The sequence below is a fragment of the Streptomyces sp. NPDC020489 genome (assembly GCF_044386545.1).
Taxonomy (GTDB): Bacteria; Actinomycetota; Actinomycetes; order Streptomycetales; family Streptomycetaceae; genus Streptomyces.
The window spans coordinates 245950-259566 of sequence record NZ_JBIRUZ010000013.1 but is presented as its reverse complement, the minus strand read 5'-3'; the positions used below and the strand labels follow the sequence as shown (position 1 = coordinate 259566).

Below are 13617 nucleotides of genomic sequence, written 5' to 3'. Positions count from 1 at the left end.
GAGTCTCCGGCACGCGGCCCCTTCCCATGCCGCGTGAGCATGGCGCTATCGGCAGCGCTATCGGCAGGGGCTTGTCATGCGACCTGTTCCGATATATCGTTGACGCATCGCGACAGATCAACGATGGATGGAGTGATGGCGATGCGTTCCCATGGATTCGAACGTGGACACGGTGGACCCGGGCCGCGCGGTCGTGGTGGTTTCGGTTTCGACGGACGGCGTGGTGCCTTCGGCCCCTTCGGGCCGGGCGGCGGCCCCGGTGGCTTCGGCGGACCGGGCTTCGGTCCGGGACCCTGGGGGCCCCGAGGGCGCGGTGGACCGAGGGGGAGGGCGCGGCGCGGTGACGTACGCGCGTCGATCCTGGCCCTGCTCAGGGACCGGCCCATGCACGGGTACGAGATGATCCAGGAGATCGCCGAGCGCAGCGGTGGGGCGTGGAAGCCCAGCCCGGGTTCGGTGTACCCCACCCTCCAGCTGCTGGAGGACGAGGGCCTGATCGTCAGCGAGAGCGAGGGCGGCAAGAAGCTGTTCGCGCTCACCGACGCGGGCCGCACCGCGGCCGAGGAGGGCCCCGACGCGCCCTGGGAGGAAGCCTCCCGCGGTGTCGACTTCGAGGCGCTGAACGAGATCCGCCAGGCCGGCTTCGGTCTGATGGAGGCCTTCGGTCAGGTCTGGAAGACCGGCAGCAAGGAGCAGCGCGAGAAGGCCCTCGCGGTCATCACCGACGCCCGCAAGAAGCTGTACCTGATCCTCGCCGACGAGGACTGACGGCCGTGACCGCCGGCAAGGCGGGCTTGCGGCGACCGTGCGAAGGCGCCCCGCGGAGCGATCCGCGGGGCGCCTTCGTGTTCCCCTCGGGCCCTGTCGTGCGCGGCTCTCAGGTCACGAGCCCGGCCAGCTTGCGCAGCGACTCGTCGAGCGCGGCGGTCGCCGAGTCCTTGAGCCTGCCCGCCATCAGCGCCACGGCGGCACCCGTGAACTCGCCGTCGATGCGTACCCGCGTGGCGTCGCCGTCCGGGGTGAGGGTGTAGCGGTTGGCGACGGTCACCGCCATCGGCCCCTTGCCGCGAATGGCCAGCACCCGTGCCGTCTCCAGTTCCTCGATGGTCCACTCGACCTCGGCCGGGAACCCCATGAGCCTCATGTTCTCCTGGAAGGTCCCGCCCACCTCGAGGGCGGAGGGGCCGCCCTGCGGGAAGTCGGTGTGCGTGGCGTTCCACTCCCCGTACGAGGGCCAGTCCGTGAGCCGCGCCCACACCTTCTCGGCCGGTGCCTCGATGCGTGCCTCCGCGCTGACTTCGGCCATGCGACCACCCCTTCGACTCGGGCTACGGTGTCGCGGAACGTAGCCGCAGGGCCCGGAACATTCAATGCTGATGAACAGTCAGAAACCGTGGAGGGGGGCGAGGCGGTCGCCGGTGCTCAGCTCACCCGTCGTATCTCCGCCGCGTCGAACAGGTCCCAGGCCCGGGGGAAGGCGGACTCGTCGTGGCAGTGCCACGCCTCCCAGAACAGGTCGGCGAGCAGCGCGTCCTCCGGGGCGTACACCCGGTACACGTACTGTCTGCCGTCGATGGCCGGCAGTGCCACCAGCCAACACCTGCTCTCCATGCACGTGTGGGACGAACGAGGGGGCACGACGGTTGCGCACCGGCACTGCGTGCGGCGCCGCCCGCCGGTGCCGGACGCGGCGTGATCTCCTCCTCAGGGAGGAGATTCCGGCCCTCGGGGTCCACTCTCCGTGGGACGCGAACATGGTTCCCGCCGGGGATGACCCGCGCCGCCGCGACTGATGGAGTGGGGAACGTGCCACCCCACACACCCCGGCAGTCCCTGGACGAGCCGGGCAGCAACCGCTCTGACATCGATGCCAGGCTCGGCGAGACCCTGGCGACGGTGGTCTCCGGAGCGCGTCGGCGAGCGGTCCGGGACGGCGACCGGCAGATCGACACCGCCCACCTCCTGCACTCCCTCCTGGAGCACGACGCCGAAGTGCGCGCCGTCTTCGAGGGCGGACCGCAGCTCGCCCGACTCCTCGGCTATCTCGTGCAGCGCAGCATCGGCTACGGCCTGCGCTGGCAGGGCAGCGTCGAGGACTCCGCCGCCGTCCCCGTGGTGACCGGTCCGGACGGCCTCTCGCCGCTGGCCGCGGCCGCCCTGCGCCACGCCGGTGAGCGTGCCGCCCGCCGCGGCGGCGACGGCGCCACCGGCACCGACCTGCTGGTGGCCCTGGTCGCCGACCCGCAGTCCCGTGCCGTCGAGGTGCTGGCCCGCGCGGGGATCGACGCGGCCGCGGTGTCCGGCGGGCGGGAGGGCGGGGTGCTGGAGGCGCGCTGAGCGACGGACAGGCCGGCCGGTCCAGCCGCTGAGACAGGTGTCATCGGGGATGACGCTCATGTCAGCGCCTGTCATCATGGGCCGGTGCATACGACTGAGAGCAGGGGTGGCCACCACGGCAAGGGCGTCGGGCTCGGGCTCGCGCTCGCGTCCGCGGTCGCCTTCGGAGGATCCGGCGTCGCGGCCAAACCGCTGATCGAGGCAGGGCTCGACCCACTCCACGTGGTGTGGCTAAGGGTGACCGGCGCCGCCCTGGTGATGCTGCCGCTCGCCGTCCGCCACCGCGCCCTGCTGCGCAGTCGCCCCGCGCTGCTCGCCGGGTTCGGGCTGCTCGGCGTGGCCGGTGTCCAGGCGTTCTACTTCGCCTCGATCTCCCGCATACCTGTCGGGGTCGCGCTGCTCGTCGAGTACCTCGCCCCGGCCCTCGTCCTCGGCTGGGTGCGGTTCGTGCAGCGACGGCCGGTCACGCGGGCCGCCGCGGCCGGTGTGGTCCTCGCGGTCGGCGGCCTCGCCTGTGTCGTCGAGGTCTGGTCGGGGCTGAGCTTCGACGCCGTCGGCCTCCTCCTCGCGCTCGGCGCCGCCTGCTGCCAGGTCGGCTACTTCGTCCTGTCCGACCAGGGCAGCGACTCCGGGGCCGACGCCCCCGCCCCGCTCGGCGTCATCGCGTACGGCCTCCTCGTCGGCGCGGCCGTGCTGACCGTCGTGGCCCGCCCCTGGACGATGGACTGGTCCGTGCTCGGCGGCACCGCCGAGATGAACGGCACCTCGGTCGCCGCCGCCCTGCTGCTGTCCTGGATCGTCCTCGTCGCCACCGTCGTCGCCTATGTGACCGGCGTCGTCTCCGTGCGCCGGCTCTCGCCGCAGGTCGCCGGTGTGGTGGCCTGTCTCGAAGCGGTCATCGCGACCGTCCTGGCCTGGGTGCTGCTCGGCGAGCACCTGTCCGCCCCGCAGATCGTCGGCGGCGCGGTCGTCCTGGCCGGTGCCTTCATCGCGCAGTCCTCGACGCCGGCCAGGGGCGCCTCGGAGCCGCTGGCGAGCGGCGGCCCGGAAAGGGAGTTGTCCGCCCGGTCGACGGCTGTCTAGGCTGCCGATCATGCACCTGCTCCGCGTCATCGCGCCGCCCGCCGCCTGAGGCGGGCCCTCCGGAACCCACGCCCGGCCGCCGGCCGGGCGTCACGGTGCTGCCCGCAGACGAAGTCCACGGACCCCGCTGAGCCGGGTCCCTCACTTCTGCGTGTCTGCGGAGACGACAAGTGTCGAACGCTGTTTCCGGCCTGCCCGTCGGGCGAGGCCTTCTCTGTCTGATCATCGCCGGTGTCGCCTGGGGCACCGCGGGCGCGGTCGCCGCGCTGGCCTACGGGGTCAGCGACCTGGGGCCGATCGCCCTGTCCTTCTGGCGGTGCGTGTCCGGGCTGGTGCTGCTGACCGCCGTACGCCTGGTGCGCCCCCGGGCCCGCCTCGCCGTACGCGAGCCGCTCCGCCGCAAGGCGCTGCGGGCCGGAGCGACCGGTCTTGGGCTCGCCGTCTTCCAGACCGGCTACTTCGCGGCCGTGGCGGCCACCGGACTCGCCGTGGCCACGGTCGTCACCCTCGGCGCGGGCCCCGTCCTCGTCGCGCTCGGCGCGCGGCTGACCCTGGCGGAGCGGCTGGGGTCTGCCGGTGCCGTCGCCGTCGGTGGCGCGCTGGCCGGACTCGGGGTGCTGACGCTCGGCGGCACGGGCCCGTCCGTACGGCCGTGGGGCGTGCTGCTCGCCCTGGCGTCGGCGGCCGGGGGTGCCGCGATGACCCTGCTCACCCGCCGCTGGGGCCGCGAGGACGGGGCGGACGGCATCGACACCTCCGTCGGGGTCTTCGCGGTCACCAGCGCGCTGCTGCTGCCGTTCGCCCTGGCCGAGGGGCTGGTGCCGCGCACCACCGAACCCGGGCTGCTGCTCTGGCTGCTGGCCTACCTCGCGGCGGTGCCCACCGCCCTCGCCTACGCGCTGTACTTCGCGGGCGCGGCCGCGGTGCGGGCGGCCACCGTGTCCGTGATCATGCTCCTCGAGCCGGTCAGCGCTGCGGGGCTCGCCGTCGTCCTGCTCGGCGAGCACCTCACGGCGCCGACGGTCGTCGGCACCCTGCTGATGCTGGGCTCCGTGACGGGGCTAGCGGTGGCGGAGGCGCGGGGGGCGGGGTGGGGCTCTGGGTGAGGCCGGGGCTCGGGGGCTTGGTGTCGCCGCTTCCACAGCAGGCGGCGGCACCTGTCGCGTCGAGGGCATGGAGGGGTGAACGTCCAGGGCGCACTCCGCCAGGTCCGCAGGTCGGCACCCTGACATGTGTCAGGGCCGCGGTGCCCCCGGCGCTGTCTATCGTTCGAACTCGCGCCACAGCAGTCCCGGCCGAAGTCGCTCCACCGGTCTCGTCACGAAGCGGGACGCAGGGGGGACGTTCAGGTCAGACACCTCAGGTACCCGCCCCACAGGGCGGAACGGAAGGGCAGGACATGAAGAGCCTCTGGAAGCGCGCAGTCGCCACCGGAACAGCGGGGATCGCTCTCGCCGGCGGACTCGGTCTCGCGGCCGCCTCACCCGCGTCGGCGGCGGAGGGCAACGTGCTGCAGTGCAACACCTGGATCTCGGACAATCGCGCCTACGGCAACTGCTACAACCCCGGGACGCAGCTGCACGCCTTCTCCGTGCGCGCCATCTGCGGCTGGTCCCCGGACTCCTACTCGAACTGGGTGTATGTGTCGCCGCGCACGAGCAGCAGCATCGGTGTCGGCTGCGGCCCGTTGAGCACCGGCGTCGGCGGCGTGGCGATCGAGTACGGCGGCTGATCGTCCCGGGACGCCGAGATCCATCGGGCGTCCGCTGAAAGGACGATGACGATCGTGGTTTCCGGCCCTGTCGCGTGAGCGGCGGGGCCGGACTCGTCACGTGCTGATCGGCGAGCTGGTCGACGCGCTCGTCACGGGCGCGCCTCGGCTGCCTGGCCGCCCGCTGCCCGACCCGCGACTCGGGGCGAGGGCCGTGAACGCGGTGGGCGTCCTGGCCCGGGTCACCGGGCAGGACGTCGAGCAGACCGGCAGGGTGTGGTGCGGGGGGACCGGCTCACAAGGCCCTGAGGTAGTCCGGGAGTTCGGTGTCAGGGGCGAGGAGGGCGTCGGCGACCGGGGTCTCGTAGCCCTTGCGCAGGGGGACCACGCCGGCCCAGTGGGGGAGGTCGAGGTCCTCGGGCTCGTCGTTGACGCCGCCCGTGCGGAGCTTGGCGGAGACCTCGTTCAGGTCGAGCCGGATCACCGCGGTCGCTGCCAGCTCCTTCTTGTTGGCGGGCCGGGAGTCACGCGACCGGCCGGCGACGACGTGGTCGACGAGCGCGTCGAGGGCGAGGCGCTTCTCCTCCGGGTCCGTCACGTCGTGCGCGGTGCCGTGCACCACCACCGAGCGGTAGTTGATCGAGTGGTGGAAGGCCGAGCGGGCCAGGATCAGCGCGTCGACATGCGTCACCGTCAGGCACACCGGCAGGCCCGGTTCGGCCTTGCCGGTCATCCGCAGCGGCCGCGAGCCGGTCGAGCCGTGCACGTACAGGGTCTCCCCGACCCGGGCGTAGAGCGTGGGCAGCACGACCGGGGCGCCGTCCCGGACGAAGCCGAGGTGGCAGACGTAGGCCTCGTCGAGTATCGCGTGCACGAGCTCCTTGTCGTACGCGGCCCGGTCGGGGGAACGGGTGGGGACCGTGCGGGCGGTCGCCGGGTAGGTCGTCGGCTCGGTGGTCGGCTGCTGGGTCCCCTGCATGGTGTGCTCCTGATCCGGTGGTCGAGTCGAGTCGTCCCGAGGCGCGGTGACGGTGGTGCGGCGGTTGCCATCTGTATTGCACTAGTGCATAGTGTGCTTTGTGCTAGGAGGATACAAGATCGAGGGGCGGCGTGCAGCCGAGATTGCGGCGAGCGTCGAGCGCGCGGTCGGTGCCGGTGACCTGAAGGCGGGGCAACTGCTGCCACCGATGCGGGAGTTGGCTGTCGAGCTGGGAGTGAACCCCAACACGGTCGCGGCCGCGTACCGGACCCTGCGGGAGCGCGGGGTGATCGAGACCGCGGGGCGGCGCGGCAGCCGGGTGCGGGCCAAGCCGGCCACGACCGGGCGCGAGTCCATCCGGGTGGATGTGCCGGCGGGCGTGCGGGACGTGGCGAACGGCAATCCGGACCCGGGGCTGCTGCCACCCCTGGCGGGCGTCTTCGCGGCGGCCGCCGAGCGCAACGACCGGGAGCCGGTTCTGTACGGGGATGACGCCGTCGAGCCGGAGCTGGCGCGCCTGACGCGGGCCGCGCTGGACGCCGACGGGGTGCCGGACGGGCCCGTCGAGGTCGCGTGCGGCTCGCTCGACGTGATCGAACGCGTCCTCGCGGTCCACCTCAAGCCGGGCGACACCGTCGCCGTGGAGGACCCCGGCTGGGGGAGCCTGCTCGACCTCGTCCCGGCGCTCGGGCTGCGCACGGCGCCTGTCGGGGTCGACGACGAGGGGCCGCTCCCGGACGACGTACGCCGAGTGCTGGCGGCGGGGGCGCGTGCGCTCGTCGTCACCGACCGGGCGCAGAACCCGACCGGCGCCGCGGTGAGCGCGGCACGCGCGCGTGCGCTGCGGGCGGTGCTGAAGGAGCACCCTGACGTGCTGCTCATCGAGGACGACCATGGCCACGGCATCGTCGACCTCCCGCTGCACCCCCTGGCCGGCACCACCCGCACCTGGGCCTTCGTCCGCTCGGCGGCCAAGGCCTACGGCCCCGACCTGCGGCTCGCCGTGTTCACCGGGGACGCCGTCACCGTCGACCGCGTCCGCGGGCGGCAGCGGCTCGGGCCCGGCTGGGTCAGCCGGATCAGTCAGCGCGCCCTCGCCGCGTTGTGGGCCGACGGCGCGGTCGACCCGAAGACGGTGGCCGGGGCCTACGGGGCCCGCCGGGACTCGCTGATCGCCGCGCTCGCGCAGCGGGGGATCGCCGCGCACGGCCGCAGCGGCATGAACGTGTGGATCCCGGTGCCGGACGAGACCGGTGCCGTGGCCCGGCTGCTGCACGCCGGGTGGGCGGTGGCACCGGGTGCCCGCTTCCGGTTGGGGGCGGCGCCCGGCATCCGGGTCACCGTCTCGACGCTGACGCGGGAGGAGACGGTACGACTGGCGGAGGCCATCGCCGCGGCGGTGGGGGCGGGGCCGGGGCGGGGGGTCGTCTGAGGCCCTGGCGTCACCGTCCCGCGGCGTCCGGTGCGCACTTCTCCAGAGGGGGCGCCCCCGGGCGGTCGGGGAGGTCGGGGGTCGGTTGGGGCGGGGTCGGGACGTCTCCGTTCGGCTCGGGCCGGGCGGGGTGCTCGTTGTCCGGTCGGCGCGGGGTCCGCGTGCCTGTGACCGGGTGCGATCGCGGGCCCCTCGGCCGGGGCTTCGCCTGTGTCAGAGCCGCCCCCGCCAGCACGATCACCGCGCCGACCGGAGTGGACCAGGTGAGCGTCTCGCCGAGGAGGGCGACACCCGCGACGGTCGCGATGACCGGGATGAAGTAGGTGACCAACTGGGCGGTGGTCGGGCCGACTTCCGCGACCAGTCCGTACTGGAGGAGCACCGCGAGCCCGGTGCCCAGGGCGCCCAGGGCCGCGATCGCCAGCAGGGGGGTCACGGCGAGGTGGGTGGGGATGCCGGTGAACAGCGGCGTGACCAGAGCCAGTTGTGCGGTGGCCAGCAGCAACTGCCCGCCCGTCAGGGAGAGGTGGGACAGACCGGACCCGGCGAGGGTGCGACGGACGTAGATCCAGCCGACCGGGTAGCTCAGCGAGGCCAGCAGGGCCAGCGCGGTGCCCCGGGCGTCCAGGCCGTCGAAGCCCTGCCAGGCGCCGAGGACCGTGAGCACCCCGAGGAAGCCGACGCCGAGACCGGCCACCCTCAGCCGCGACGGCCGGTCCTCCGACAGCGCGACCAGCGACAGCGCCATGCCCCACAGCGGCGAGGTCGCGTTGCAGATGCCCGCGAGCGTGGACGGGATGGTCAGTTCCGCGTAGGCGAAGAGGGAGAAGGGGAGCGCGTTCAGGAGGAACGCGGCGACCGCCAGGTGCCCCCAGGTGCGTGCCCCGCGCGGCAGCCGCTCCCGGCGGACCGCCATCGCCGAGGCGAGGACCACCGTCCCGAACGCCAGTCGGCCCAGAGTGACTTGGAAGGGTGCGTAGTCCTCGGTACCCACCTTGATGAGCAGGAAGCTGAAACCCCAGATCAGCGCGAGGGTGGCGAAGCGCAGACGCCAGTCGAGGGCGGGGGGTCGGGGTGCGGTGGTGGTGGCGGTGGTCATGCGGTCCACTCCGGCGGGGTCATGAATGCCTTCTGGCGAGGTCGTGATGTCGTGATGTCGTGGGTGCGTGATGCGCGTGGGCTTGCTGGGCTTGGTGGGGTCGTGAGGTCCACTCTCGCGGTGCGAATCTCGTAGCACAATCGAGAATTTCGACCCGGTATCTCGTAGCATCGCTTACATGTTGAACCTGGAGCGCCTGCGCACCCTGGACGCCCTCGCCCGGCACGGCTCGGTGAGCGGCGCCGCCGAGGGGCTGCACATCACGACGTCCGCCGTCTCGCAGCAGATGGCCAAGCTTGAGCGTGAGGTCGGCCAGCAGCTCCTCGCCAAGAACGGGCGGGGTGTGCGGCTCACGGACGCCGGCCGGCTGCTCGCCGAGCACGCGGCCCGCATCCTGTCCCAGGTCGCACTCGCCCAGTCCGATCTGGAGGCCCAACGCGGCCAGGTGGTCGGCGAGTTGCGGCTCTCGGCGTTCCCGACCGCCGCGCGCGGACTGTTCCCCGTGGCGCTCGCCGCCCTCAGGTCGGACCACCCCGCGCTGCGGGTCCGCTCGTGCGAGCTGGAGCCGGAGCACGCCATCGCGGGCGTGATCCGCGGCGACCTCGACCTCGCGGTGGTGCTCGACTGGTACAACAAGCCGATGCCGCTCCCGGACGGCCTGGTCAAGGCGTCCGTCCTGGACGACCCGGCGGACGTGGCGTTGCCCGTCGGGCACCGGCTCGCCGACCGCGACGAAGTGGATCTCGCGGAGTTCGCCGAGGACGAGTGGATCACCTGGGGCGAGGGCGAGTTCTGTCACGAGTGGCTGATGTTCACCCTGCGCTCCAAGGGCATCGAGCCCGTCATCGGCCACCGCGCCGCCGAGACCCACACCCAACTAGGGCTCGTCGCCGCCGGGTTGGGCGTCTGCATCGCCCCGCTGCTGGGGCGCCACCCGGTACCCGAAGGGGTCGTGACCGTCCCGCTCAAGCAGCGCGTCCGCCGGCATGTGTACGTCGTCTGGCGCGCGGACGCCGACCGCCGCCCGTCGATCAGGGCAGCGGTCGAGGCGCTGCGGAGGGCGGCGACGACCCTCGGCTGACCTCCCCGCAGGCCTCGCGGCTCCTACAGCGCGGCCAGCTTCCGGAAGTCCCACGACACGATCTTCTCCGGCGTCAGCCGCATCCACGCGTGCCGCCCGTCGTGCGGCATCTCGTCGAGCCCGAAGTTCTTGCGCGCGAACAGCGTCTCCGGGACGTCGAGTTCGGCGTAGAGGTCGCCGACCCGCGGCGCCTCGCCCACGAACTCCACGGCCCCGGTCAGCTCGACGCCCCGCAGTTCGTCGTACTCCTCGCCGGTGTCGACCACGATCGCGACCCGGGGATCGCGGCGCAGGTCGGTCCAGCGTTTGCTCTTCACCACCGAGTACAGCCACAGCGAGGTGCCGTCCCAGGCGAACCAGAGCGTGCTGACGTGCGGCGCGCCGCCCGCGGACACGGTGGCGACCCGGCAGGTGCGCTGGCTGGTCAGGAACTCGTCCAGCTCGCCCGGCGTCATCATGATCTTCCGGCCCCGGCGCTGCTGAGTGACGGTCATACGGCCCCCTCTTCCTTCTCCCACGTCGTGCCAGAGGAGAGATCCTCTGACATCACGTCAGAAAAGGATGCGGTGTCTTCCGTCCCCACGCAATGGTGGTTACGCTCGCCCGCCCCACCACCGGCGACCTGGGGGCGACCGTGCCGTCGAACGAACAGCTCCGCGAGCTCCTCGATCCGCGCTCCACCGTGCTGTTGACCGTCGAGTGCCAGCAGGGCGTCGTCGGCACGGACAGCGCGCTGCCCGAACTCGCCGAGGAGGCACGCCGATCGGGCGCCCTCGCCCACGTCGCCCGACTCGTGGCAGCCGCGCACGACAGCGGCGTCCAGGTGATCCACGCGATCGCCGAACGCCGTCCCGACGGCCGCGGCGCCAACCGCAACGCCCGGCTGTTCCGCGCCGCCGAACGGCTCCCCGTCCAGCAGCTGTCGGGCACCGGCGCGGTCCGGGTCGCGGCGCCGATCGAGGTCCGCGAGGAGGACCTGGTCGTACGGCGACTGCACGGGCTGTCGCCGATCCAGGGCACCGACGTCGACCCGCTGCTGCGCAACCTGGGCTGCCGCACGCTCGTCGTCACCGGTGTCTCCGCCAACGTGGCGGTCCCCAACGCCGTGTTCGACGCGGTCAACCGCGGTTACCACGTCGTGGTGCCCGCGGACGCCATCGCGGGGGTGCCCTCCGACTACACCTCCGCGATGATCCGCAACACCCTCGCGCTGGTCGCCACGGTGGCGAGCACGGCGGACGTCCTGGACTGCCTTGCCCGGCGACGCGGCCCGGCCGCGCCCGAGTTCACGCCAGCGTGATCGACTCCCCGCTCACGCTGATCTTCTCCTCGGGCAGCGGCTGGGTCGCGGGCCCCTTCTTCACGCTGCCGTCGGTCACCGAGAACTCGCTCTTGTGGCAGGGACAGGTGATGACCCCGTCGCTGATCCCCGTCACCGCGCACCCCTGGTGGGTGCACTTGGCCGAGAAGGCCTTGAACTCGCCCGCGGTGGGCTGGGTGACCACCACGCCCGCCTCCTTGAAGATCTTGCCGCCGCCCTCGGGTATGTCCGAGGTCTTCCCCAGCTCGGTCCCCGAGGAGGCCGAGGAGGACCCGTCGTCCGACCCGCACGCGTTCAGTGAGAGGGCTAGCCCCGCCGCCCCCACCGCCGCCACGACGGTGCGGCGGCTCGGTGTCGAGGTGGGATGAAGCGTCTCGCCGGCCATGGTCACGTCCCTTCCAGGATGTCTCTGAACTGCCCAGGGGTACGGACCCGGCGTGCCGGTTGTTCAGTCACGCGTCGGTAACCTGGGGCGATGCTCAAGGAAGCCATCGCGACCCGCTACATCACGCCCCTGCGTGAGGGCGGCTCGCTGCCGGGACTCGTCGAGGCCGACGACCTCGGGACGTACGTCATCAAGTTCACCGGCGCCGGTCAGGGCCGCAAGACGCTGGTCGCCGAGGTGGTCGTCGGCGAGCTGGCCCGCCGGCTCGGCCTGCGGGTGCCCGGGCTGGTCACGCTCGACCTCGACCCCGTGCTCGGCCTCGGCGAACCCGAGCAGCAGGTGCAGGACCTGCTGCGCGGCAGCGGCGGCACCAACCTCGGCATGGACTTCCTCTCCGGCGCGCTCGGTTTCGACCCCCTCGCCTTCACGGTGAGCGCCGAGGACGCCGGGCGGATCGTCTGGTTCGACGCGCTGGTCAACAACGTCGACCGGTCCTGGCGCAACCCCAACCTGCTGATGTGGCAGGGCGAGTTGTGGCTCATCGACCACGGCGCCACCATGATCTGGCACCACAACTGGCCCGGCGCCGAGGCCTCCGCCGCCCGCCCCTACGACGCCTCGGACCACGCTCTCGCCGGCTTCCGGCCGGATGTCCGGGCGGCCGCCGCGGAGTTGGCCCCCCTCGTCACCGCGGACCTTCTCGCCGAGGTCACTGCCGAGGTCCCGGACGTCTGGCTGGCCGACGAACCCGGCTTCGACACCCCCGACGAGCTCAGAAACGCCTACGCGCGGCCCCTGCTGGCCCGCGCCACCCTCATCCACGACCGCATCCAGGGGATCAAGTGAGCGAGCGCCACATCCACATGGCCGGCAGTGTGGTCGAGCGGCACATCATCAAGGGGGGCGAGGGCGGCGGCCGGGACGTCTTCGAGTACGCCCTGCTGCGCCTGGTCCCGCGCGTCGAACGCGGCGAGTACGTCAACGCCGGTGTGCTCGTCTACTGCCGGGCCAAGGCCTACGTCGGCGCCCGCACCCACCTCGACGAGGCCCGGCTGCTGGCGCTGGACCCGGCGGCGGACGTGGCCGGGGTGCGGGCCGCGCTGAGCGCGGTGGAGCGCGTCTGCGAGGGCGGCGACGCCGCGGGGCCGGCCGGCGCGGACGACGCCGGGCGGCGCTTCCGCTGGCTGGTCGCGCCCCGCTCGACGGTCGTGCAGCCGGGGCCTGTGCACACCGGGCTCACCGCCGATCCGGTGGCCGAGACGGAGCGGCTCCTCGACCTCCTGGTCAGGTAATGGATCACACCCTGGCCGCGCGGCGTTGACACCGGGTGCCAGGCCTTCTAGCGTCACGTCTGCCGAAGGTACTAAGCGGTCGCTCACCGATCGGGCCGCACATTCTTCAAGGGCGAGGAGAACGAGCAATGTCCACCACTGAGCAGCGGGTAGCCATCGTCACGGGCGCCGCGCGCGGCATCGGTGCCGCCACCGCCGTACGACTGGCCGCCGAGGGCCGCGCGGTCGCCGTGATCGACCTCGACGAGGCCGCCTGCAAGGACACCGTGGAGAAGATCACCGCGGCCGGCGGCAAGGCGATCGCGGTCGGCGCGGACGTCTCCGACGAGGCCCAGGTCGAGGCGGCCGTCGCTCGGGTCGTCACCGAGCTCGGCGCCCCGACGATCCTCGTCAACAACGCGGGCGTGCTCCGCGACAACCTGCTGTTCAAGATGAGCACCTCGGACTGGGACACCGTCCTGGGCGTGCACCTGCGCGGCTCCTTCCTGATGACGAAGGCCGTCCAGAAGCACATGGTCGACGCCGGCTTCGGCCGCGTGGTCAACCTGTCCTCCTCCTCGGCGCTCGGCAACCGCGGCCAGGCCAACTACTCCGCCGCCAAGGCCGGCCTCCAGGGCTTCACCAAGACTCTCGCCATCGAGCTCGGCAAGTTCGGCATCACCGCCAACGCCGTCGCCCCCGGCTTCATCGCCACCGACATGACCGCCGCCACCGCCGCCCGCGTCGGCATGGGCTTCGAGGAGTTCAAGGCCGCCGCCGCCACCCAGATCCCGGTCGCCCGCGTCGGCGAGCCCGACGACATCGCCAACGCGATCGCCTTCTTCACGAACGAGGCCGCCGGCTTCGTCTCCGGCCAGGTGCTGTACGTGGCCGGCGGACCGCTCGACTAGGGATCAC

Annotated in this window: 17 protein-coding genes; 11 read left to right on the top strand and 6 right to left on the bottom strand. The window is 72.7% G+C overall.

Going from position 1 to position 13617, the window contains the following annotated elements; all coding sequences use genetic code 11:
- The first annotated feature begins 141 nt into the window (after positions 1–141).
- The gene (locus ACH41F_RS31520; protein ID WP_391237108.1) at positions 142–768 is read left to right on the top strand and encodes a helix-turn-helix transcriptional regulator; all 627 of its coding nucleotides are present in this window, start codon (positions 142–144) and stop codon (positions 766–768) included.
- A 109-nt stretch (positions 769–877) separates the two neighbouring features.
- Here the strand turns inward: ACH41F_RS31520 and ACH41F_RS31515 are convergent, their stop codons facing one another.
- Positions 878–1306, bottom strand: a complete 429-nt coding sequence (locus ACH41F_RS31515; protein WP_391237105.1) for an SRPBCC family protein — start codon at positions 1304–1306, stop codon at positions 878–880.
- A gap of 116 nt (positions 1307–1422) precedes the next feature.
- A complete protein-coding gene (locus tag ACH41F_RS31510) occupies positions 1423–1590 on the bottom strand; it encodes a hypothetical protein (RefSeq protein WP_391237103.1) in 168 nt (55 codons plus the stop codon).
- A gap of 216 nt (positions 1591–1806) precedes the next feature.
- Between ACH41F_RS31510 and ACH41F_RS31505 the strand changes: the two genes are divergently transcribed.
- The 4 genes from ACH41F_RS31505 to ACH41F_RS31490 all read left to right on the top strand — a co-directional run bounded on the left by ACH41F_RS31505 (position 1807) and on the right by ACH41F_RS31490 (position 5152).
- The gene (locus ACH41F_RS31505; protein ID WP_391237100.1) at positions 1807–2337 is read left to right on the top strand and encodes a Clp protease N-terminal domain-containing protein; all 531 of its coding nucleotides are present in this window, start codon (positions 1807–1809) and stop codon (positions 2335–2337) included.
- 84 nt (positions 2338–2421) lie between these two features.
- A complete protein-coding gene (locus ACH41F_RS31500; protein ID WP_391237098.1) occupies positions 2422–3420 on the top strand; it encodes an EamA family transporter in 999 nt (332 codons plus the stop codon).
- 170 nt (positions 3421–3590) lie between these two features.
- Positions 3591–4526, top strand: a complete 936-nt coding sequence (locus ACH41F_RS31495; RefSeq protein ID WP_391237095.1) for an EamA family transporter — start codon at positions 3591–3593, stop codon at positions 4524–4526.
- 293 nt (positions 4527–4819) lie between these two features.
- On the top strand, positions 4820–5152 hold the full coding sequence (locus ACH41F_RS31490) for a hypothetical protein (RefSeq protein ID WP_391237092.1): 333 nt from the start codon (positions 4820–4822) through the stop codon (positions 5150–5152).
- Between the two features lie 274 nt (positions 5153–5426).
- Here ACH41F_RS31490 and ACH41F_RS31485 read toward each other — a convergent pair whose 3' ends face one another.
- Positions 5427–6110 (bottom strand): pyridoxamine 5'-phosphate oxidase family protein, encoded by a 684-nt coding sequence (locus ACH41F_RS31485; protein ID WP_391237089.1) that lies wholly within the window; start codon positions 6108–6110, stop codon positions 5427–5429.
- A 100-nt stretch (positions 6111–6210) separates the two neighbouring features.
- Between ACH41F_RS31485 and ACH41F_RS31480 the strand changes: the two genes are divergently transcribed.
- The gene (locus tag ACH41F_RS31480) at positions 6211–7542 is read left to right on the top strand and encodes an aminotransferase class I/II-fold pyridoxal phosphate-dependent enzyme (protein WP_398838524.1); all 1332 of its coding nucleotides are present in this window, start codon (positions 6211–6213) and stop codon (positions 7540–7542) included.
- A gap of 10 nt (positions 7543–7552) precedes the next feature.
- On the opposite strand, the gene ACH41F_RS31475 is transcribed toward ACH41F_RS31480, so the two are convergent.
- Positions 7553–8641 (bottom strand): EamA family transporter, encoded by a 1089-nt coding sequence (locus ACH41F_RS31475; protein WP_398838522.1) that lies wholly within the window; start codon positions 8639–8641, stop codon positions 7553–7555.
- Positions 8642–8819: 178 nt separating this feature from the next.
- Here ACH41F_RS31475 and ACH41F_RS31470 point away from each other — a divergent pair, with 178 nt between their 5' ends.
- Positions 8820–9722, top strand: coding sequence for a LysR family transcriptional regulator (locus ACH41F_RS31470; RefSeq protein ID WP_398838520.1), 903 nt, complete (start codon positions 8820–8822; stop codon positions 9720–9722).
- A 23-nt stretch (positions 9723–9745) separates the two neighbouring features.
- On the opposite strand, the gene ACH41F_RS31465 is transcribed toward ACH41F_RS31470, so the two are convergent.
- Entirely contained in the window at positions 9746–10216 is a 471-nt protein-coding gene (locus tag ACH41F_RS31465; RefSeq protein ID WP_391237076.1) for a pyridoxamine 5'-phosphate oxidase family protein, read from the bottom strand.
- Between the two features lie 140 nt (positions 10217–10356).
- On the opposite strand from ACH41F_RS31465, the gene ACH41F_RS31460 reads away from it, so the two are divergent.
- Entirely contained in the window at positions 10357–11022 is a 666-nt protein-coding gene (locus ACH41F_RS31460; protein ID WP_398838561.1) for a cysteine hydrolase, read from the top strand.
- Here the strand turns inward: ACH41F_RS31460 and ACH41F_RS31455 are convergent.
- Positions 11009–11428 carry a Rieske 2Fe-2S domain-containing protein gene (locus ACH41F_RS31455; protein WP_391237074.1) on the bottom strand — a complete coding sequence of 140 codons (420 nt, stop codon included), beginning with the start codon at positions 11426–11428 and terminating at the stop codon, positions 11009–11011. The genes ACH41F_RS31460 and ACH41F_RS31455 overlap by 14 nt on opposite strands.
- Before the next feature lie 90 nt (positions 11429–11518).
- Between ACH41F_RS31455 and ACH41F_RS31450 the strand changes: the two genes are divergently transcribed.
- The 3 genes from ACH41F_RS31450 to fabG all read left to right on the top strand — a co-directional run bounded on the left by ACH41F_RS31450 (position 11519) and on the right by fabG (position 13610).
- The gene (locus ACH41F_RS31450) at positions 11519–12274 is read left to right on the top strand and encodes a HipA family kinase (RefSeq protein ID WP_398838517.1); all 756 of its coding nucleotides are present in this window, start codon (positions 11519–11521) and stop codon (positions 12272–12274) included.
- Positions 12271–12720, top strand: coding sequence for a DUF3037 domain-containing protein (locus tag ACH41F_RS31445; protein WP_398838515.1), 450 nt, complete (start codon positions 12271–12273; stop codon positions 12718–12720). Before ACH41F_RS31450 ends, ACH41F_RS31445 begins: the two co-directional genes overlap by 4 nt.
- Before the next feature lie 128 nt (positions 12721–12848).
- Positions 12849–13610, top strand: a complete 762-nt coding sequence (gene fabG / locus ACH41F_RS31440; protein WP_391237065.1) for a 3-oxoacyl-ACP reductase FabG — start codon at positions 12849–12851, stop codon at positions 13608–13610.
- Positions 13611–13617: the final 7 nt, after the last annotated feature.